12 protein-coding genes are annotated in these 22,868 nt (G+C 33.4%); 1 reads left to right on the forward strand and 11 read right to left on the reverse strand.

The window, feature by feature from the left end; translation table 11 throughout:
- Window positions 1–776: 776 nt before the first annotated feature.
- The 11 genes from MHN29_RS15640 to MHN29_RS15690 all read right to left on the reverse strand — a co-directional run bounded on the left by MHN29_RS15640 (window position 777) and on the right by MHN29_RS15690 (window position 22,236).
- The gene (locus MHN29_RS15640) at window positions 777–1,046 is read right to left on the reverse strand and encodes a hypothetical protein (RefSeq protein WP_235275473.1); all 270 of its coding nucleotides are present in this window, start codon (window positions 1,044–1,046) and stop codon (window positions 777–779) included.
- Window positions 1,039–7,449 (reverse strand): DUF6443 domain-containing protein, encoded by a 6,411-nt coding sequence (locus tag MHN29_RS15645; protein ID WP_235275474.1) that lies wholly within the window; start codon window positions 7,447–7,449, stop codon window positions 1,039–1,041. The genes MHN29_RS15640 and MHN29_RS15645 overlap by 8 nt, the downstream gene beginning before the upstream one ends.
- A 6-nt stretch (window positions 7,450–7,455) precedes the next feature.
- Window positions 7,456–10,623, reverse strand: coding sequence for a SpvB/TcaC N-terminal domain-containing protein (locus tag MHN29_RS15650; RefSeq protein WP_235275475.1), 3,168 nt, complete (start codon window positions 10,621–10,623; stop codon window positions 7,456–7,458).
- 172 nt (window positions 10,624–10,795) lie between these two features.
- Window positions 10,796–12,565: a cbb3-type cytochrome c oxidase subunit I gene (locus MHN29_RS15655; RefSeq protein ID WP_150900168.1), complete on the reverse strand. Its 1,770-nt coding sequence runs from the start codon at window positions 12,563–12,565 to the stop codon at window positions 10,796–10,798.
- Window positions 12,566–12,599: 34 nt separating this feature from the next.
- Window positions 12,600–13,607, reverse strand: coding sequence for a cytochrome c oxidase subunit II (locus MHN29_RS15660; RefSeq protein ID WP_150900169.1), 1,008 nt, complete (start codon window positions 13,605–13,607; stop codon window positions 12,600–12,602).
- Window positions 13,608–13,641: 34 nt separating this feature from the next.
- Entirely contained in the window at window positions 13,642–15,237 is a 1,596-nt protein-coding gene (locus tag MHN29_RS15665) for a cell envelope integrity protein TolA (RefSeq protein ID WP_235275476.1), read from the reverse strand.
- A 22-nt stretch (window positions 15,238–15,259) separates the two neighbouring features.
- Entirely contained in the window at window positions 15,260–15,802 is a 543-nt protein-coding gene (locus MHN29_RS15670; protein ID WP_175578715.1) for a cytochrome c, read from the reverse strand.
- Between the two features lie 9 nt (window positions 15,803–15,811).
- Window positions 15,812–16,339, reverse strand: a complete 528-nt coding sequence (locus MHN29_RS15675) for a DUF3341 domain-containing protein (protein ID WP_150900171.1) — start codon at window positions 16,337–16,339, stop codon at window positions 15,812–15,814.
- On the reverse strand, window positions 16,329–17,729 hold the full coding sequence (gene nrfD, locus MHN29_RS15680) for an NrfD/PsrC family molybdoenzyme membrane anchor subunit (protein WP_150900172.1): 1,401 nt from the start codon (window positions 17,727–17,729) through the stop codon (window positions 16,329–16,331). Before nrfD ends, MHN29_RS15675 begins: the two co-directional genes overlap by 11 nt.
- Before the next feature lie 27 nt (window positions 17,730–17,756).
- Window positions 17,757–20,909: a TAT-variant-translocated molybdopterin oxidoreductase gene (locus MHN29_RS15685; protein ID WP_235275477.1), complete on the reverse strand. Its 3,153-nt coding sequence runs from the start codon at window positions 20,907–20,909 to the stop codon at window positions 17,757–17,759.
- 31 nt (window positions 20,910–20,940) lie between these two features.
- Window positions 20,941–22,236 carry a c-type cytochrome gene (locus MHN29_RS15690; RefSeq protein WP_235275478.1) on the reverse strand — a complete coding sequence of 432 codons (1,296 nt, stop codon included), beginning with the start codon at window positions 22,234–22,236 and terminating at the stop codon, window positions 20,941–20,943.
- 215 nt (window positions 22,237–22,451) lie between these two features.
- Here MHN29_RS15690 and MHN29_RS15695 point away from each other — a divergent pair, with 215 nt between their 5' ends.
- Window positions 22,452–22,814 carry an SPOR domain-containing protein gene (locus MHN29_RS15695; RefSeq protein ID WP_235275479.1) on the forward strand — a complete coding sequence of 121 codons (363 nt, stop codon included), beginning with the start codon at window positions 22,452–22,454 and terminating at the stop codon, window positions 22,812–22,814.
- Window positions 22,815–22,868 lie beyond the last annotated feature (54 nt).

The raw sequence follows: 22,868 nt of genomic DNA on the forward strand, positions 1-22,868 counted from the left end.
TACCGCCTATTTTAATGAACTTTTACTAACTTTATAACTTGTCGTTTTTTCGTTAGCGGGTGCAAATATAGAACCCTTTTTTAACATAACAACTATCTTTTTTAATCTTTTTTTGAATTATTTTTTACATCACCTATCTATCAATAAGTTACACCCTAAAGTTTTTTAGGTTAGGTATTGGTTTAACTAAGTTTCGTATGATTTATCAAACTTATTATCTACAATTAGATGCTCTTATATTACTAACTGAAGTTCTTTCCTATTGTAAAATAAAAAGTACTACCCACTCCTAGTCTACTTATTAGTTATACTTTATTATATATTAGTATAACTCGAATAAAAAACTACCCTAATATATTAAGGTAGTTTTAGTAATATCTATTAACGAATCACTCACTCTTGCACGCCACTAGTTGCAAACTAGCGGGAGCGGGGGTAAAACAACAAAACCACAACATTTCTGCTGTGGCTTTATTTATTTTTAAAATTTAATTTCTATTTACTTACTCATACTCGGCACGGAAAACATTTCCGCGCTATCACGTTTGTGTACCTATATCTATATCCGCGCTATCGGGTTAAAATAGAAAGTACTACCTGCTTCTATTCTACTTATTAGTTATACTTTTCTACATATTATTATCCTCAAAGTAAAAAACTACCCTAATATATATTAAGGTAGTTTTAATGCTATATAAAATAAATTATCTACTCTTGCACGCCACTAGTTATAAACTAGCGGGAGCGGGGAAACTAAATATTAAATTTATATTTCTTTAACCGTTAAAACAATAATTTAGCATAGGTATAATGGTTAATGCTAAATAAAATTTCCACCAATTATCTTTAAATGAAATAGTTTTTTGATTGAGTTTCATAAATTGTGAATACAAAAAGCAAATAAATGTTGAAAAAGCTAAAATAGAAATCATCCCCATAATAACTTGATAGATACTTCTTTCAAAATAGAATTGAAAACCTATTCCCATTATGGTTATAATTAATATTTTACTCATATGATACTCTTTTAAAAAAAATTTATTCATTTTCTTTTGTTTTATATATTAACTTTAAGCTTAAAGTTACTCCAATATGAGGAACACCTTTTGAAATATCTGGAAGACCATCTTTTGTTAGTTTATCTACAAAAGGCATCTCTGCTCCAGCAGCTAATCCGGAGGATATTTCAGTACTATTTTCTCCTTTTGAATCCATTGTTGACACAACAGTAGTTTCTGTTTGAATTCCAGGTATATCTGTTGTAGTTGTTAATTGTGCTTCATAAGATTTTGAACCATCTTCTTTTTTTGTAACCTTTGAATTAAATCCATTACCTCCAACTTGATAAGATGTAGATAGTGATTTATCTTTATTCCTCTCGTTTTTCACTTCAGCATTTACTTTCTTCAAATCAAGTGTAGTTGATAATATTAAACTACTTGATTTTTCTGAATTTGTTTGTGCTATACCAGCTCCTCCAACTCCTTTAATATCTGCTTTTATACCAAACTTATCAGTTTGTTTATATTCAGCTTTAAATTCTAACCTTGTTTTAGATGCTACTTTTTTAGAAACTCTTTTAATATTACTAGTCACCCTACTTACAACTTGATGAACTTTTCTTCGTATATAGCTGCCAACTCTCTTAGATGCCGAAGATATAAATTTTTTCCATGGGTTAGGCATTCTTCCATCAGGGTCAATGAAATAAACAGGATTATCAAACGCATAGTTATATGGACTATGACGCCTCATTTTCTCTGCCAACGGATCTAAATTCATCCACCTACCTAAAGCAGCATCGTAATTTCTAGCTCCAAAGTCATGCCATTGGATTCCTAACTCTTCATTTAGTTCTTTTCCATTATATCCCCACTTCTGCGCAACACTATTACCTAAAGAAGATACATTTCCATTATATCCTTTATGTTTTAAACCAAATGGATAGTAATTCGATTCTTCAATAATTTCTGTACTTGGAGTAATCACACCATCGTTGTTACTATCTGTATATGATAAACGAACATTTCCTAAGTGATCTTTGTATTGGTATACATATGACATCTCGACTGCGCTCGATGTGACATTCTCTACCTTTACATAGCCCTCTGGGTGGTTAAAGAATTGTAAAACATTATTCTCATACATATAGTTTCCTGCGTACTCAGTAGTGGTACCATTTACCACCTTCTTTAACTTCATTCCTGCTGCATCGTAGGTGTAAGTAATGTTTTGACCTCCTATGGTTACCTGTGTTGGTAAATTTAAATGGTTGTAAACTATATTCGTGATGCCTTTATTGGCATCCGTTTTCATATTACCATTGGCGTCGTAGGTATACTCTGTTGTGGTATTGGCTCCATCTTTAAATCCGTAGATATCATTACCATTGTCTAATACTTTGGTTAGCTTGTTTCCATTATCGTAACTATATACTAAGTTATCCATTACTCCAAAGCTAGTTGCTCCTACATTGGTATGTCCGTCTCTTCTTAAATTGATAATATTTCCGTTTTTATCATAAACTATTCCATATACATCATACCTACCTGTATTATCATCGGCTCTTGTTATTCTATTTAGAGCATCGTATGTATACACATATTTATTACTTACTGTATTTGATGTATTGTTTACACTTAAGCTATTCCAATTGGTCTCACTTATGTTTCCGTTATACAAACGTTTGTTGACATCAGTTATATCGTTATACTTTAGGCTAAAGTTAAATAAATCGTTGTCATTATTTGCATCTTGGTTAATGTTTTTTAACCATCCGCGTACGTTGTATTTGTAATCAACTGTTTGTAGCCCTTTGTTATTGTCTACAACTTTTAGGTCTTTGATTTGTGCTCCTGTATGATATATTGAAATATCTCCTAATAAAACCCCTGATGATGGAGCCTGCGAAATATAAAATGTTTCTCCATTCTTTTTATAATGGATTTCATTTCCTATACGCTCTACTCTAAAAATATCTCCTGCATCAAATGTAGTCTTCTCTCCTTTGTTTACTTGACTCTCGTAAACTTTAACTATTGATGAATGGATATAAATTGCATAATTAATACTTCCATAATGTGCGTTTATATTAGTATTTGACAATCCTACCATGTAATGTGAACCTTCAGTTGGAGCTATAAATTCTACATATCCATCTCCTGTAAAACTTCCTTGGGTAGCTAATCCTTCTGTCCAATTTGCTACTCCTGTTTTTGTAATTACATCACCACTAATAGAAATTCCTGAAGTTACATCTTTGTAGCCTTTTACTACTCCATTTCCTACTACCTTAGAGGTTAATTGTCCTAACTCATCGTAATTGTTTTTTACAATTCTATTAGATACTTCATTGTTTATCTTTTGGGTTTGACTTATCAACCTATCCAAATAATCATATTCAAAGCTATCCACCGTTACAACATCTGCTTTTCCTGTCTTTTTATGTGTTGTCTTTGTTTCTAAGACTCTTCCTGTAAAGTCATCTAACTTACTCTCTACAATATCTGTAGTTTGTAACTCATCATTCTTTGAATACACATATATCGGACGTGCCTTCTCATCATAATAGGTTACTGTAGTTATCCAGTTATTTGTTCCTAATACGCGTACTTTACTTCCAGTAGGTAATGATTTTGCATTACTCGTTGATGCCTTTCCATAAAAGTTAGTAACTGTAAGTGCTGCTCCTGATCTATCAAATACATAATTATCGTAATAATTGATGGTTAGTAATTCAATATTAGTATTAGGAAAGTCATTGTTTGAATAATAGATTCCTAAACTTCCTGAACTAGTTTCCTTTTCTTCATATTTATGTACAGATGTATGTACGTTAAATGTGTTTTGTAAAGCAAGTCTTGTACTTGGTGAGTTAAAAATACCTGTATAAATTACTCTTCCTAAGGCATCATATTTAGTAAATAACCATTTATTCTCTGCTCGTAAATTTGCATCCTGAGTAAGTACTGGTCTGTCTAACTTATCATATACAATATACTCCCAATCCTTTCCTGGTATTCTCTTTTCTACCAAACGGTTTCTATGGTCATATTTATATTGATACCCTAAATCGTTTAACTTTCCTTGTATTACAGCTAAAGTACTTGCTGCTTCTGTAGCATCTATTTTAGGAGGTAATACATAACTTAGGTTTCCATAATCGTCATATATATAATAGGTATCGTGTTTTTGACTATTATTATAAGTACGTTTTAAAATTACCTGACCTTGTTTGTTCTTAAACTCCTCTGTAGTATGATCTAAACCTGAAGTCCAATTTTCATCCTTAGTAATTATTTTATATAAAACTCCTGCTGGGTAAAATGCTACTCCTCCTGTTAAAATTGGTGTATAAGTATTGTTTGCAAACGTAGTACTTACTCCAAAAATCTTTATTTTTCCTGCTTCATTGGTTTGGTCACTGAATTTTATTTCATGTCCATTACCCAACTTCCAGTCTTTTCCTGGTGCTGCTTGTTTTAATACCCTATTTAACGGTGAATCTTCTAATTCTTTTTCTGAATAAGCATTTACATTCGGTAAAGATACTCCTGTAAAATCATCACTATAATTTGTTTGATAATAACTCTTAGTTGCTGTTGCCACATCTCCAGTCTTCATCAATCCATTCTGTGTAGTTGCTGCATATGGTAAATATTCTTTGGTTTGACGTCCTAGTCCATCATATTCCATATAAGTAACAATATCTTTTCCACTAGTTCCTTGACGGATTCCTATATTTTGCTTTCCTCTTCCTAATCCATCAAAATAAGCTATGCTCTCTACCACATCATTTCCATTAGTAATTTCTGACGGGCTCGTCATTGCTTTTCTATAAGTTCTAGTAAACACATAGTTCTCATCACTAAAAACTACAGGTGTATAACTACATCCATTATTGTTTCCTGGTACATCTGGACACTCATCGGTGTTATTGGTTACATAACCTACCGGCTTTACACTGTAATAAACACTATTGTTTGGGTCTCCAAAACCATCGTTATCTGCATCTAAATAAAATGTTTGCGGTGCTATGTTGGTTATATTTACCGTAGTATCGTTATAATCGCTTGAATTCGATACATAACCTGATGGTTTTGTACAAGCGTTAATTGTACTTGATGGATTTCCATATCCATCCCCATCCGTATCTGCATACCACGTTGATGACTGTTGAATTGTATAGCTCACTGTTTTGGCTGAACTCCAACATCCACTACTATTATTTCGTGCTCTTAAATAATATACCGAACCACTAGTTCTTGTAATACTACTTGATGAATTACTCGTTGATGTTCCATTTGTACTTGATTGCCAATAAAAAGTAACACCACTCGGTTGACTTCCTTTGGTTAATACTGAACTTCCACAGTTATTTGAAACTGATGCCGATGGTACTGAAGGAACTGTATTAATACTATAACTTACTGTTCTAGATGAACTCCAACATCCTGTACTATTATTGCGTGCTCTTAAGTAATATACCGAACCACTAGTTCTTGTAATACTACTTGATGAATTACTCGTTGATGTTCCACCTGCACTTGATTGCCAATAAAAAGTAATTCCATTAGGTTGACTTCCCTTTGTTAATACTGAACTTCCACAGTTATTTGAAACAGATGCCGATGGTACTGAAGGAATTGTTTTGATAGTATAACTTACTGTTCTAGATGAACTCCAACATCCTGTACTATTATTGCGTGCTCTTAAGTAATATACCGAACCACTAGTCCTTGTAATACTAGTTGCTGAATTACTCGTTGATGTTCCACTTGCATTTGACTGCCAATAAAAAGTAACTCCACTCGGCTGACTTCCTTTGGTTAATACAGAACTTCCACAGTTATTTGAAACTGATGCCGATGGTACAGAAGGAACTGTATTGATACTATAACTTACTGTTCTAGATGAACTCCAACATCCTGTACTATTATTACGTGCTCTTAAATAATACACTGAACCACTAGTTCTTGTAATACTAGTTGATGAATTACTCGTTGATGTTCCACTTGCATTTGACTGCCAGTAAAATGTAACTCCACTTGGCTGACTTCCTTTGGTTAATACGGAGCTTCCACAGTTATTTGAAACTGATGCCGATGGTACTGAAGGAACTGTATTGATACTATAACTTACTGTTCTGGATGAACTCCAACATCCTGTACTATTATTACGTGCTCTTAAATAATATACAGATCCACTAGTTCTTGTAATACTATTTGCTGAATTACTCGTTGATGTTCCACTTGCACTTGATTGCCAGTAAAATGTAACTCCACTTGGCTGACTTCCTTTGGTTAATACTGAACTTCCACAGTTATTTGAAACTGATGCCGATGGTACTGAAGGAATTGTTTTTACACTATAACTTACTGTTCTGGCTGAACTCCAGCATCCCGTACTATTATTACGTGCTCTTAAATAATATACCGAACCACTAGTCCTTGTAATACTAGTTGCTGAATTACTCGTTGATGTTCCACTTGCACTTGATTGCCAGTAAAATGTAACTCCACTTGGCTGACTTCCTTTGGTTAATACTGAACTTCCGCAGTTATTTGAAACTGATGCCGATGGTACTGAAGGAATTGTTTTTACACTATAACTTACTGTTCTGGCTGAACTCCAGCATCCCGTACTATTATTTCGTGCTCTTAAATAATATACCGAACCACTGGTTCTTGTAATACTATTTGCTGAATTACTCGTTGATGTCCCACTTGCACTTGATTGCCAGTAAAAAGTAACTCCACTTGGTTGACTCCCTTTGGTTAATACTGAACTTCCACAGTTATTTGAAACTGATGCTGTTGGCGGTACCGATGGAATTGTATAAATACTTACATAAATTAATGATGAACTAGAACTCCATAAACCATTACTACTGCGTGCACGCAAATAATAATATCCCGAAGTTGATGCTGTATAAGTACTGTTTGAATTAGAGGTACTTGTTCCATTACTATTGGTTCCTTGCCAATACCAAGTTACTCCACTTGGTGGTGTTCCTCTGGACAATACTGTATTTCCACAATTATTTTGACTCACTACTGGATTATTAGGCTTTGCTGGTAATGCTTGTTGTACCGTTACATAACTAGCTCCCATAAAAGTTTGGGTTCCTAAAGTTCCATTATACTGTATTTCTTTATTTCCCGAACTTGTCCAACGTATAGTAGCTGTAGTAGCTGTTTGACTCAATATCGTTGCTCCTTGTACTGTCCATGTTCCTGCATTGGGTTGATTTCCTCCTAATGCATTTAATGTATAGGTATGAGTACTATTAAGATTTACATTCGTATTTCCACTTATAGGAATTAATGTAATAAACCCTTGATCTGGTCCTCCTCCTGGACCTAAACCTCCTCCAGGTAATAACTGTCCATATACTACTATTCCTAATAACAATAAGAGTAGTAATAATTTTTTTTCTAATCTTTTCATAGCTTATTAGTTTTTATAGTTGTATTTATTTTCTTTTAATAATTTTCCTTCATTATCCTTGATAAACTTTAATCGATTAAAATTATCATACTCATAGTACATTGTTTGTCCTCTTGGATCTGTAATACTAGTTACACCTATTACTGGGTTATAGGTAAGTGTTGTTATTTGGGCTTTAGATAAAGTTGAAATATTTCTTAAACTATTTAAAGCTGTACGTAAAGCATTTTCACTTGCTATATCTGTATCTAGGTTAGAAGCATTTTGTATACTTATAATTGTTGCATTTGGAATATTAGACAATGTTGCATTTTCTATCTTAGCAATTGGTTGTGTTTTTTCATATCCCCAGATATAAACAATATGAGTACCGTCTTTCTTACTCACCTCTGTTGGGTTTCCCTTTTCATCATAAGAATGGTATGTGATACGGTCTTCTAATGTTCCTGTTCCTTTTGCAGTTTGTGTTAGCTTTGGTAAATACAAGCCAGTATAATCTTTATAAACTGTATTTTGTTCACTTAACTTTGTTGTTTCTTTAAAAGTTTGAATGTTTATAGGCTCAGCTATTCTATGTTGACCTATTAGTGTTAGATCATTCGTATCATGAGCATATTTTGTTTTTGTTTTTAAATTTTCAGATTTACTGTTAGTCAGCTCTACTCTGGTTTGTTGTCCATGAATTGGGTTATCATAAAAATAATTGGTTGTAGTTGTTATTGGGTTAAGACCATTTACATCGTACTTAGTTTCTATTTTTTGGTCTATAAAATCCCAAGTAGCTAAAATCTTGAACTTATCATATTCAAAATAATTTTGAATATACTCTCCATAATAACCTGGGCATGTAGAAATTTCTGCAAATATAGTTTTCGAATAAAAATCTAAGTTTTCTATTGAAGTACTATTTAAAGACGGCGTATTAGAAAAATAATTATCGTTAGATTTATAACGTGTAATGCTTTCAAAAACTTTCTTCTTCGTTGCATTAAAACTTCTTTTAGCAATTAACCTACCTCTTCTAAAATCAAATGAAGTTCTTTTACCTAAAGTAGTTGTTGTTTTGTAGTCTTGATGATAATCGTATTCATATTCGTTATATGAACCGTTACTAAATTTTTCTGTTACATTAGTATAGTATAGAAAAGATCCATTGCTTAGATTTTTATAAGAATTAGAAGTAGCTTGAGTATACCCATAAGCTGTTAAACAGTTGAGCATTTCTCCAATTGTATTAATTTTTGTTGGAAAAAAATATTTATCTATATAATATCTATGAGGTAAAGGTCCATTAGGTAAAATTATAGACTGCTCATCATTGTTATTAAATTTATGATATGTAAATTCTCTTTTTTGTGTTAACGAATTTCCATCAAAATTTTCTATCGATTTTATTCTTAATCCTCCAAGGTTTTTATTACCTAACTTAACTTTATTATAGTTTACATCAATTCTTGCTTGGTAGTTACAGCTTGATTCTGGAAAACCTTCAATCTTTGCTACAAATTTATAATTATCATTAGATGCTGATAACACTCCTGACACGTTGTAATCTCCTGAATCTGTTTCGGAAATTACTTTAAATAAAGTGTTGTTTTTATAAATTTCGATTTTGGCAGAAGCCTCTGGATTGAAACCTGAACAATCTATTTTTAAATATGCATGGTACTCTATAAAACCTGTATATTCTCCTTGGTTTAATATAAAAGTATTTTCTTGAGAAGAATTACTTGGATATATCGAACCATATCTAGCTAATACATTTTTTGTAGCAGGCTCCTCTATTTCGCCATATTTATAATTAGGTTCAAATTCAAAAATTGTTTTTCCTTTTGTTGGATAAGTAATGGATTTCAAAACCCCATAACTATGAATATTATTATTTTGAGAAGATTCTCTATTTCCGCCTCCAACATATAATGAATGTTTAGGTATCAATGAACTGTTATTTTCTCCATTATAAAACCCTCTATGATCTTGTGACTTTGAACATCTTGATGGAAGTAACTCAGGTGTATTGTATTCAAACTTATATAATGAAATATTATCAGCTTCCTTTTTCTGATTGACTTCTTCTAAATACAATCTTTTTTTATGCGCATTATGGAATGTTGAATTTAGATTTGCATAACATATACTATTAGTGTCTTCTGTATAAAAATATTTAAGTTCAAACTCTTTTATGATATTACTTGAAGCCGTCTTATCTAATACTTTTATAGAACTTAATTTTTTTCCTCCTGATAGCATATCCTCCTTTGCTGAATATGAAAAATCTATAGCAAATACATCTGAACTAATCCTTGTTAAAATTTGTGTTTGTGAGCTAACAATATTTGGGCATGAGGTATATCCTGGTAAATGTATTTCATTAGCAGAAACACTTGGAATAATATTTTTTGTTTCACTAGTTCCTGCGTAGAAATCTTGTTGATTGGCTTGATATTCATAATTTACCTCTTCTCCTGTAAAAGATTTCATCGTTGTTAACATCCAACCTGTGGTATATGAAGGTGTGGCTGGTTTAGAACAGGTAGGTTCTATATGATTAATTTCTACTTTACTATTTTCTCCAAAACGGTATGCTGTTCCATCTTCTGTGATAATTTCCCAATAGTCTGGATTACCAGGTATAATTGAACTTGGTATACTAATTTTTATTTTTCTAAATGGAATTGGTATAGCATTTCCTTGTTTATCAATAACAAACTTACCTGACTGTCCATTAAAATTATAATAAAAAATATCTGATTCAGCATCAATTTTCCCTTTATATAAATCTATATAATCTAATGTTGTAAATAAGTTTACATCCTTTGTATGTAAAAAACCTTTTCTATCCGAATTGTATTCATCCACAATTCCTCTAACCTGACGTGTAATAACTCCTCCTGCGTTTAAAGTCCAATTCATCCCCACATTGGAAGATGACTCTGTTACTTTTACTCCCTCGGAACGATAAGAAAGAGAAACATCAACTTCTAATGATCTATTTTTTACTGAAGCTATTGGAATATTTATATTGGGAGTTCCATACTGATATCCTATGGGTATTTCTCCATACTTTCCCAAAGAAGCAACATCCGGTGAGGGTGGTACAACTTTAGGCAACTCTTGTGCATTGACAAAAGCACATAAAAGCATTGTAAAAATGCTTATTATTGATTGTTTCATAAATGTAGTAAGTTTAAAATTAGCAATTCAATTTTCTAATATTTTAAAAAAGGATTCTACCCTTCTTTATTTAACTATTTCTACATCTATGTTACTTTAATTTTAAAATGTTACCCATAAAAAAGGCCTTCCAATATTTGGAAGGCCTTTTTAAGCTTTTATAGACTATTTACTAGGTTGGTTCTTCACCGTCTAGTAATGGTGTAGTTTGTAATACGAAATCTTGTCCGTGTACATATTCACCGTTTTCATCAGTTTTACTGTAGTCATAAGCCCATCTGTGAACTTCTGGAATAGCTCCAGGCCAGTTTCCGTGGATATGTTCTACTGGTGTAGTCCACTCTAATGTATTAGAGTTCCATGGGTTTTGTGATGCTACTTTTCCTCTATAAATTGAGATAAAGAAGTTAGCTAAGAAAATTAACTGTGCTAAACCTCCAATGATAGCCATTACCGTCATAAATACGTTAATATCAGCTAAATCATCAAACATTGGGAAGTTTGTGTTTGTATAATAACGACGTGGTAAACCTGCTAATCCAACAAAGTGCATTGGGAAGAATACTCCATATGCAGAGATTATAGTAATCCAGAAGTGCCAGTATCCTAATGTTTTGTTCATCATTCTACCATACATTTTTGGGAACCAGTGGTACACCCCTGCGAACATTCCGAATAATGCAGATACACCCATTACTAAGTGGAAGTGCGCTACTACGAAATAAGTATCGTGTACATTGATATCTAATGCAGAATCTCCTAATACTAATCCAGTTAAACCTCCTGTTACAAATGTAGATACTAATCCGATAGAGAATAACATACCTGGATTCATTTGTAAGTTACCTTTCCATAGTGTTGTTACATAGTTAAATGCTTTTACTGCTGATGGAATTGCAATTAATACTGTTGTGAATGTAAATACCGATCCTAAGAATGGATTCATTCCTGAAATAAACATGTGGTGACCCCATACAATTGTAGATAAGAATGCAATTGCCATAATTGATCCAATCATTGCACGGTATCCGAAAATTGGCTTACGTGCGTTTGTAGAGATAACTTCTGATGTTAATCCTAATGCTGGTAATAATATGATATATACCTCTGGGTGACCTAAGAACCAGAATAAGTGTTCAAATAATACTGGTGATCCTCCTTGGTAATGTAATACTTCTCCTGAAATAAAGATATCCGATAAATAGAATGATGTTCCAAAGCTTCTATCGAATATTAATAATAAAGCTGCAGATAATAATACTGGGAACGAAATAACACCAATAATTGCTGTAATGAAGAATGCCCACATTGTTAATGGCAATCTTGTCATCTTCATTCCTTTTGTACGTAAGTTTAATATAGTAACAATATAGTTTAATGATCCAATTAATGAAGATGCAATGAATATTGCCATAGACACTAACCATAAAGTCATACCTGCTCCTGAACCTGGAATTGCTTGTGGTAATGCAGATAATGGAGGGTAAATAGTCCAACCTGCAGATGCTGGTCCTGCTTCAACAAACAATGATATAACCATTACTACTGATGATAAGAAAAATAACCAGTAAGAAACCATGTTTAAGAAACCAGAAGCCATATCACGTGCTCCAATTTGTAATGGAATTAGTAAGTTTGAAAAGGTACCACTTAAACCTGCTGTTAATACAAAGAATACCATTATTGTACCGTGTATTGTTACCAATGCTAAGTACATATCTGGGTTCATAATACCATCTGTTTGATGGTTTCCTAAAAATGCTTCAATTATTGAGAATGAAGTATCTGGCCATGCAATTTGCAAACGAAATAACATAGACATAAAACCTCCAATGATACCCATGAATATACCTGTAACAAGGAACTGCTTCGAGATCATTTTGTGATCTGTACTGAAGATATATTTAGTTACAAATGTTTCTTTGTGATGATGATCTGACATAATCTATCTTTTATATAACTTTTTTGAAAAAATCTTATTTAATAACTTGAGCTAATGTTTTTTGCTCTGATAACCACTTCTTGTATTCAGCTTCTTCAACAACAGTAATTTTCATTTGCATGTTGTAGTGAGATGCTCCACAAATTTTGTTACATAACAATAAGTAGTTGAATTCATAAGGCTCTTCACCTTTAGCTCTTCTAATTTTGTTAATCCCTTCAGTTTTCGCTATTACTTCAGAATTTTGACGCATTTCTTCTGTAGTATACTTAGGTGTAAATGCAAACTGAGTAATCATACCTGGAACACAGTTCATTTGTGCTCTAAAGTGTGGCATGTACGCAGAGTGTAATACATCTTGTGAACGGAATTTAAATAATATTTTCTTTCCTTTCGGTAATACTAATTCAGTAACTTTTTTATCATCTTGTGATTTAGGATCTGACATATCAACTCCCATAGAGTTAATTCCTTTAATGAAATTTACATTTCCTAATCCTAACTCATTATCTTCTCCTGCATAACGTGCTTGCCAGTCGAATTGTCTTGAGTATACTTCAATTTCAATTGGGTTTTCATCGTCTCCAACATACATAATGTTGTTCCAAGCCCATAATCCATATCCAATTAATAATACAATTGTTACTGCTGGAATAGAAGTCCATAAAAGCTCTAATTTGTGGCTGTCTGCATAAAATAATGCTTTTCTGTCCTTGTTTCCTCTATACTTATAACTGAAGTAGAAGATTAAGAATTGCATTCCAAATTGAACAATTCCAATTAACCAAAATGTAATATTGAATAAGTTGTCATCGTGTTCTCCTTCGATAGAAGCAGATTCTGGTAACATTATTACATTCATTGCGATTAAACAGTAAATCATCATTGCATATAAGAAAGCTAAGAATCCTAAAGCTAATTTACCTTGTGTTTCGTTGTCTTTATCTGTAGCAATTACAGAACGGAAATTCATGATACGAGTAATTTGCCAAAAACTTACTCCTATTGCAACTGCTATGAAAATATAAAATAAAGCGAGCATATTATCTAAACTATTTGTTTATTAATTCTAATTATTAATGATGATTACTATCTTCTCCCCTGTGTTCGATATTATAGTAATGGAAAGTTTCACTCTCATGTAAGAATGGGTTTCCTTTTGCTACTGGATCTGCTTTTGCAAATGCATTGAACGTTGCGAAAATAAACAATCCTACGAAGAATAAGATTGCACTAATTTCTCCAACTCCAAATCCGTATTGAGCTCCTACAGTACCAGGCATAATCATTACGAATAAATCTAAGTAGTGACCTGCTAATATTACTACTCCTCCTAATGTTACAAACCAAGGCACACTCTTAAAGTCACTATTGATTAATAATAATACTGGGAAGATGAAGTTCATTACTACCATTGCTAAGAATGGTACTTTGTATTCGTTAAAACGTAATAAGTAATATGTAGTTTCCTCTGGCATATCTGCATACCAAATTAACATAAACTGTGCAAACCATAAGTAAGTCCAGAATACAGAGAAACCAAACATATATTTAGCTAAATCGTGAATATGGCTATCGTTAACTAATGGTAAATATCCTTTAGAACGTAAGTAAATTGTTACAAAAGCAATTACTGTTAAAGCTGATACTAAGAAAGTAGCTAACACATACCATCCGAATAATGTTGAGAACCAGTGTGGGTCAATTCCCATAATCCAATCCCAAGCCATCATTGATTCTGTAATCATAAAGAAAAATAAGAAGATTACAGATATGTTATAATTTCTCTTATGTAATTTTAAATCACCATTATCTTGTTGGATAGATCCTTTTCTAATAATAAAACGATAAGCATTCCATACTAATAAGTAGAAGATACTTCTAATTAACCATCCTGGTGTATTTAAATACCATTTCTTTCCATCAATAATTGGATCATAGTTTGGACTTGTAGGATCTACAACTCCTTCTCCCATCCATGGAAATAAGTGGTTGATGTGCATTGCTGTAGCAATTAAGAACAATAACATAATTGCACTTACATAGTGCATGTTTGCTGTTATTGCTTCCATTACTCTAAATAACACTACAGACCATCCTGCTTGTGCTACTCTTTGAATTGCATAGAAAGCTAATACTAATAATGTTACTCCTAAGAAGAATAATAATGCTACAAATACAGCAGCCCAAGGTCTGTTTTGCATTTGGTGAAAAGCGTGCTCTGCATGTGCATCTCCGTGATCTTCACCGTGTGCATTAGTTGCATGCGCATCTTTAGATGCTGTAACTTCTGCATGTGCTTCTTTTACCTCTTTTTTGTGAGTATCTTCTGCGTTTACAGCTGTACTATCTGCTGTGTGAGCTTCTTCTGTTGTTTCTTTTGCATGTGTAGCAGTACTATCAGCTTCGTGTGCTTTAGTAGCTGCTTCTTCTGAATGTTTTTCAACTTCAGCATGCGCTTCAGTCTTAGCTTCTTTAGCGTGAGCTTTTTCTTCACCATGTGAATCAGCTGCTCCGTGACCACCTCCATGGTGAGCCTCTTGTTTTGCTAAAATTTCTTTTGCTTCTTCTAATGTTTTAGGCGCCGTCATAAAACTAGCGGCAGTACCTAAGGCTCCTAAAACCATAAGAGCAATAGCAAGCATTTTTAATTTTCCTGAAAACTGGTACATATCTTAACTATCTATTATAGACTTATTTTAATTCGCTTCTTAATTTTTCTACGTATTGTACAATTTGCCAACGCTCTTTGTACTTTAACTGTGATGCATGAGATCCCATTAAGTTTTTACCATACATAATTACATGGTAAATGTTTCCTGGTGTTAAATCTCTATCCTTATAATTTGGAATACCATTGAATTTGTCTCTTTGCGATAAAACTCCGTTTCCATCTCCTTTTGTTCCATGACAAGAGGCACAGTAAATTCCGTATAACTCTTTACCTTTTTCTAAGTTAACCTCATTAGTAGGTAAAGGGTTTTTTAATTCAGCTTTTGCTTTTTCATATCCTTCATTTGTATCAGGAATATCATAAGCTACTATACCATTTCTACTTACAGTACCTGCAACTGGTAATCTATCAACCATTCCTCCTGGTGAATTAGCTCCATTTGCATCATAAGCTACAGATACATACATATCTGGCATATATTGTACTTGTGGTTTACGTTTGTTATTACAAGAAGCTAAGCTTGCAACTACAACTAAAGCGATAATTATTTTTAAGCTCTTCATATCTCTTAATTAATGCTTTTCTACTACGTTAATTTCTACAGCTCCTGTTGTTTCTAACAAAGCTTTTAATTCTTCTTCGTTACCGTGAACTGGGATCTCCATTAAGAAGTGATCATCTGTAGTTCTTGGATCTGGATTTTCAGCTTTTTTGAATGGCCAAATTTTACTTCTCATGTAAAATGTAATAACCATTAAGTGGGCTGCAAAGAATACTGTTAATTCGAACATGATTGGAACGAAAGCTGGCATGTTAGTAGCCCAAGAAAAGTTAGGTTTACCTCCAATATCTTGTGGCCAATCTGCAATCATAGTATACCATGTTAACCAAATAGCAACCGATAAACCTGTAATACCATACATAAAAGCAGTGATGGCTAAACGTGTTGGTGCTAATCCCATTGCTTTGTCTAATCCGTGAACTGGAAATGGACAAAATACCTCTTCAATATGATGGTGATCTGCTTTTACTTTCTTAACGGCATCCATTAAGATATCATCATCATTATATAATGCGTGAATTACTTTATTAGTGCTCATTGTTCTCCTCTCTTAATTTTTTATAGTTCTCACCTGTTGATTTCAAGATTGTCTTAATCTCTGCTGTAGGAATTACAGGGAAAGTTCTTGCATATAATAAGAATAATACAAAGAAGAATCCAATAGTTCCAATAAAGATACCTACATCTACAAATGTTGGCTCAAAACGCCACCATGTTGATGGTAATTGACCTTTACTTAATACAATTGCGATAATATCGAAACGCTCAAACCACATTCCTATATTGATGATAATTGAGATAATGAAAGACCAAATAAAACTTCTTCTAATTTTCTTAAACCATAATAACTGTGGAGTAAAGATGTTACAGATTAATAAAGACCAAAATGCCCATCCGTAAGCTCCTGCTTCTGCTCCAAAAGATAAGTAAGTATAGTTCTCGTAAGGTGATCCTGTATACCATGCAATAAAGAACTCTGTTGCATATGCTACTGCTACGATACCTCCTGTTACGATAATTACGATGTTCATATACTCTACGTGTAAACGTGTAATATATGCTTCCATATTCGTTACTTTACGCATAATACCTAATAAAGTTTGTACCATTGCGAATCCAGAGAAAATTGCCCCTGCTACGAAATATGGAGGGAAGATTGTTGAGTGCCATCCTGGGTTAATAGATGTTGCGAAGTCCATCGATACAATCGTGTGTACTGAAAGTACTAATGGAGTTGCTAAACCTGCTAATACTAATGATACTTCTTCAAAACGTTGCCAATCTTTAGCTCTACCTGACCATCCGAAAGATAATAATGCATATATCTTCTTTTGGAATGGCTTAACAGCTCTATCACGGATTGTTGCAAAATCAGGTAATAAACCAGTCCACCAGAATACTAATGATACCGATAAATACGTAGAAATTGCGAATACGTCCCATAATAAAGGCGAGTTAAAGTTTACCCATAACGAACCAAATTGGTTAGGAATTGGTAATACCCAGTACCCATTCCATGGACGTCCCATGTGAATAATTGGGAATAAACCTGCTTGGAATACGGCAAAGATTGTCATTGCCTCTGCAGAACGGTTAATTGCCATTCTCCATTTTTGACGGAATAATAATAATACCGCTGAGATAAGTGTTCCGGCGTGACCGATACCTACCCACCATACAAAGTTGGTGATATCCCATGCCCAACCGATATTTTTACTTAATCCCCATACACCGATTCCTGTTCCTACGGTGTAAAAGATACATCCAAATCCCCATAACATTGCTGCTAAAGAGATATAGAATGCTACATACCAATGTTTGTTTGCTTTACCTTCAATAGGTTTTGCAATATCTTCAGTAATATCATGGTAACTCTTGTCACCAAGTATTAATGGTTCTCTATAAGATGATTCGTAATGAGACGACATAAATCTATATACTTATTAATTTTATTATTAAGCTTCGTTTGTATTTCTAACTTTCACTTGGTACACTACATTTGGTTTTGTTCCAATATAGTCTAACACGTGGAATGCTCTTTTATCTTCTACTAATGGCGTTACTGGATCTTCTGGATTGTTTACATCTCCAAACACCATAGAACCAGAAGAACATGCTGCAGAACAAGCACAAGCATCGTTAAACTCGTCTTTTCTTACTGCTCTTCCTTCTCTTTTTGCTTTTAAGATAACTGCTTGAGTTGATTGGATACAGAATGAACATTTTTCCATAACTCCTCTTGAACGAACAACTACGTCTGGGTTTAATACCATTTTACCGTACTCGTTATTCATATTGAAATCAAACTCTTCGTTTTCTGCATAGTTAAACCAGTTAAAACGACGAACTCTATATGGACAGTTATTTGCACAATATCTAGTTCCTACACAACGGTTATACGCCATTTGGTTTTGACCTTGACGACCGTGTGATGTTGCTGCTACCGGACATACTGTTTCACATGGTGCGTGATTACAGTGCTGACACATCATTGGCTGGAAAGCAACTTGTGGGTTCTCTGCTGGATTTTCTAAAGCGTCAAATAAATCACCTTTACTTAACTCTAATACTTTTTCAGTATATCTTCTTTCTACTTCTTGATTTGCTAAACCTGGATTTTGAGCTTTAAACTCTTCCATTGTCATTTTAGCTTCATGTTGCTTATCTTCAACAGTAGATGAATAGTAACGATCTATACGCAACCAGTGCATATCTCTACCTACTCTCATTTCATCTTTACCAACTACTGGTACGTTGTTTTCTGCGTGACATGCTACAACACATGCTCCACATCCTGTACATGAAGTTAAGTCGATAGATAATTTGAAGTGATGTCCTATTGTTCTGTCATGCTCTTCCCATAAGTCGATAGTACTTCCTTCAACTTCTTGGTGATCATAAGAAACCATAAATGGCTTATTCCATGTATGCTTAGGATCTAAGTTTTTATTGTTTACTTCTTTTAAAGTAGCTTCTTTTAAAATATCGTGACGTCCTGCAAGTGTACTTTGCACCTGTGTACAAGCAAACTTATGCCATCCTGATGTTTTTTCAATTGAAACGTTGTATTGGATGTTATTTCCATTCATATAGAATGGGTAGGCATTAACACCAACTTGCATTTCTTTTTTCAATCCTTGAGTTCTACCGTAACCTAACGCTAATCCAACTGATCCTTTAGCTTGACCTGGTTGAATCATTACTGGAATATTCTTAATAGTTACTCCATTTACTGTTACTGTAGCATAATTACCATCGATTGCTCCGTTATCTCTTACTGGGTTTTCAAAACCTAACTCTCTTGCATCTGAAATAGACATTGTTAAGTAGTTATCCCAAGTAGCTCTTGTAAGTGGATCTGGCAATTCTTGTAACCAAGGATTGTTTGCTTGTTTACCATCTCCTAAAGCAGTAGATGTAAATAAGTTTAATTCGAATCCTGAAGCTTTCCCTGCTGATCTTGCTAACTCACCTGCTGCTGTAGTTAAATCTACAACCGTTTCTGTTGGTGCTTCAACTTCTTCAACAACGGTTTCTGCTTTGAAGAATCCATCATGTAATGCTTGATTCCAAGATGCTCCTCCTAAAACGTTAATATTCCAGTATTCTTTTAAAGTATCGTAATAGTTTACAGTACTACCAGACCATTTTAACAATACATCTTGTAACTGACGTGTATTGAATAATGGTTGAATTGTTGGTTGCATTAAACCATAAGATCCTTCTTCAACAACAACATCTCCCCAAGACTCTAAATAGTGATGTGCTGGTAATTTATATTCTGTAGCATTAGCTGTAGCATCATTTTGAGTAGTTAATGCAACAGATAATTTTAATTTCTTTAATTCTTCAGAGAAATCAGCAGCATTTGCTAAACTGAAAACTGGATTCACGTTATAAGTTACTAAACCTTTAACTGTTCCAGATTTCATATCAGCAACTAACTTAGCTACTTTTTTATCATCTCCTTGTCTTTTATAAATAGGTTTGTTTACATCGATAATAGTACTCTTTAATGCTTTATTTATTTCTAAAGCGATTAATTGAGCATTTTTATCATTTAATCCTGTAACAACAACTCCTTTTGAACCTGCTTTCATTAAGGCAGCAGCTAAGTTTTTAATCTCAGCATCAACCTTAGTTGCTTTTGAAGGAAGAGAACCTCCAGTTATAGCATTATATAAGTTGATTAAAGCATAAACTTGTTCAGAAGGTTTTAACACCACACGCTTATCGGCATTTGCACCTGTAAGCGACATGTTACTTTCAAGTTGTACATGGTAAGACATCTTACCGCTATTTACATCTCTACCTTTCACATAACTTCCTTCGAAACCTCCATGCCAGTCAGCTAAGAAATCTGCTCCAATTGAAGCGATTACTTCTGCTTTACTAAAATCATAGTTAGGTAAAGCACGTTTACCATACATTGCTTCAAAAGCATCTGCCGCTCCACTTTCTGAAACAGCATCGTACACTACGTGTGTTACATTTGGATAAGCAGTTATAAAATCAGCAATTACTTTTTCAGTAGAAGGACTCGCTAAAGTACCTGTTAATAACACTACTGGTTCGTTTGCTTCTTTTAATCCGTTTAATTTTGCTACAATTTCTTTATCTGCATCTTCCCAAGAAATATTTGCACCACCTTTACTAGGCTCTTTTAAACGTAATTTTTCATCATATAAAGATAATATAGAAGCTACTGTTCTTGCATTTATATCTGCATTTGCTTCTTTATTTGGCATCACTAAAATAGGACGCCCTTCTCTTGTTTTTACTAATACGTTTGCGAAATCAAATCCGTCTGCCATAGTAGTTGCATACCAATCAGCAACACCTACAACGATATCATTTGGTTGTACTACATAAGGAATTGATTTTCTTACTGGACCTTCACAGGCTGCTAAAGAAGCTGCTGCTGTTGTAAATCCAACATATTTCAAGAAATCTCTACGTGAAGTTGATGATGTTTCTAACGTTTCTTTGTCACCTAAAAACTCATCTGTAGGAATATCTTGTACAAACTCATTATTACGTAGCGTTTCAACAATAGAACTATCTTTTAGTTCCTCAACACTTTGCCAGTATTTTTTGTTTGAAGCCATTTATATACGTGTTTTTCTACTTTCTAATTGATTAATAGTGGCACTTACCACACTCTTTTCCTCCTAACTGCGCAATTGTTACTTGCTCTACCCCATACTTTTCTGCTAATTCTTTATGAATCTTAGCATAGTATTCATTTCCTTTCAAGTCAACCTTAGTTGCTTTGTGACAGTCGATACACCAACCCATTGTTAATGGAGAGTATTGGTATACTTCTTCCATTTCTTCAACTGGCCCGTGACATTTTTGACATTTTAATCCAGCAACTGTTACGTGTTGTGAGTGGTTAAAATATGCAAAATCTGGTAAGTTGTGAACTCTTATCCATTTAACTGGCTTTGTATTTCCAGTATACTCTAATTTATCTGCATCCCATCCAGCAGCTTCATAAATCTTAGCAATTTCCTTATCTAAATCAGCCTTAACTAAGGTATGATCATCCATTACTACTTTTGTATCATCCGCTACTTCTGAAATATTCTTATGACAGTTCATACAAACATTTACAGATGGAATCCCTGAAGTTTTACTATGCTTAGCTGAAGAGTGACAATATTGACAATCTATCTTATTGTCTCCAGCGTGTATTTTATGTGAAAAAGCAATTGGTTGAATTGGTTGATAACCTTCATCAACACCTACTTTAAATAAATTTCCAAATAAGAAATAAGCTGTTACTAAGGCACCAAATATTACAGCTAATACATGTAAAAATGTATTTTGCTTAATACCCTCCCATAATTCAGCAGTTTGTCCTAATAAACCTGGTGTTTTAGGAGCTCCTTTTAACTCGCTAATTGTTTTTAATAAACTACCAATAATTAAGAACGCTACAATAATAGCCGCTGCTAAAATGTAAATCAACCACTTTGGAGCTGCCCCTTTTGCGCTAGCCACTTCTGTATCACTACCAGGAACACCAACTTTTTTAATCTCACCTACAGTAGTATAGTATAAAATATCATCGATATTCTTATCTGTTAACTGAGGAAAAGCCGTCATATTTGACTGATTATACTCTTCAAAAATCGCGATTGCTTCTTTATCACCTGAAGCTCTTAACGCTGCATTGTCTTTAATCCAAGCTTTTAACCACTCGTTAGACCTCTTTTCTTCAACGCCTCCTAATTTAGGCCCTACAAGCTTCTTGTCTAATTTGTGACATGAAGCACATAAAGATTTAAATAATTTTTTCCCTTCTTTCTGACGTGCTTCGTCTACATCTCCTTGCGAAAATGCCGAGAAACTCATGAATAATACTAAGAAGAAAGCTAAACTCTTTGCGAGTGTTTGGGTTAATCTGCTGTGATGTTTCACACTTTTCATACTATAAAATATAAGTTTTGTATCTATTTTGGTACAATTTTTTCTATATACAGTTTCAAAAAACAATACACAGAAAGTTGCACAAAAGTACTACTTCTGTCTAAATTGTGAAATGTTAAGAGATTGCTAATTTATAATTTATATTAATTCTAAATAAATAATATTGACAATCTATTAACCAACAAGTCGTTACTTTTGTAAAAAGATTTAAAGAAATGAAAAAACACAGGTTTTTAATAGCTATTATATTGGTTTTCATTGGTGGTATCGTTTCTGCTAATGCTCAATCTAACACCTCTAACAATAAAGAGATTACCTCTTTAATAAAAAAGAAAAGAGCGTATAATAAATTTAATGGTACTGGTTACAGAATCCAATTATACAATGGACTGGAAAGAACAGCGAAAAGCTTAAGAGGAAGATTCAGAGTTGAGTTTCCTGGAGTTTACACTAAACTTTCTTACACGGAACCAGAATGGAAAATACAAGTTGGTAACTATAAAACACGTTTACATGCCGACAGAGCATTGAATAAAATACGTGAAAAATTCTCTGGAGCTATCGTAGTTCCATTATAGAAGCTAAAATTTAAAACATAAAAAAAGAGCGTTTTTAAAAACGCTCTTTTTTTA

Source organism: Tenacibaculum sp. Cn5-46 (genome assembly GCF_022347705.1).
Classification (GTDB): Bacteria; Bacteroidota; Bacteroidia; order Flavobacteriales; family Flavobacteriaceae; genus Polaribacter; species Polaribacter aiptasiae.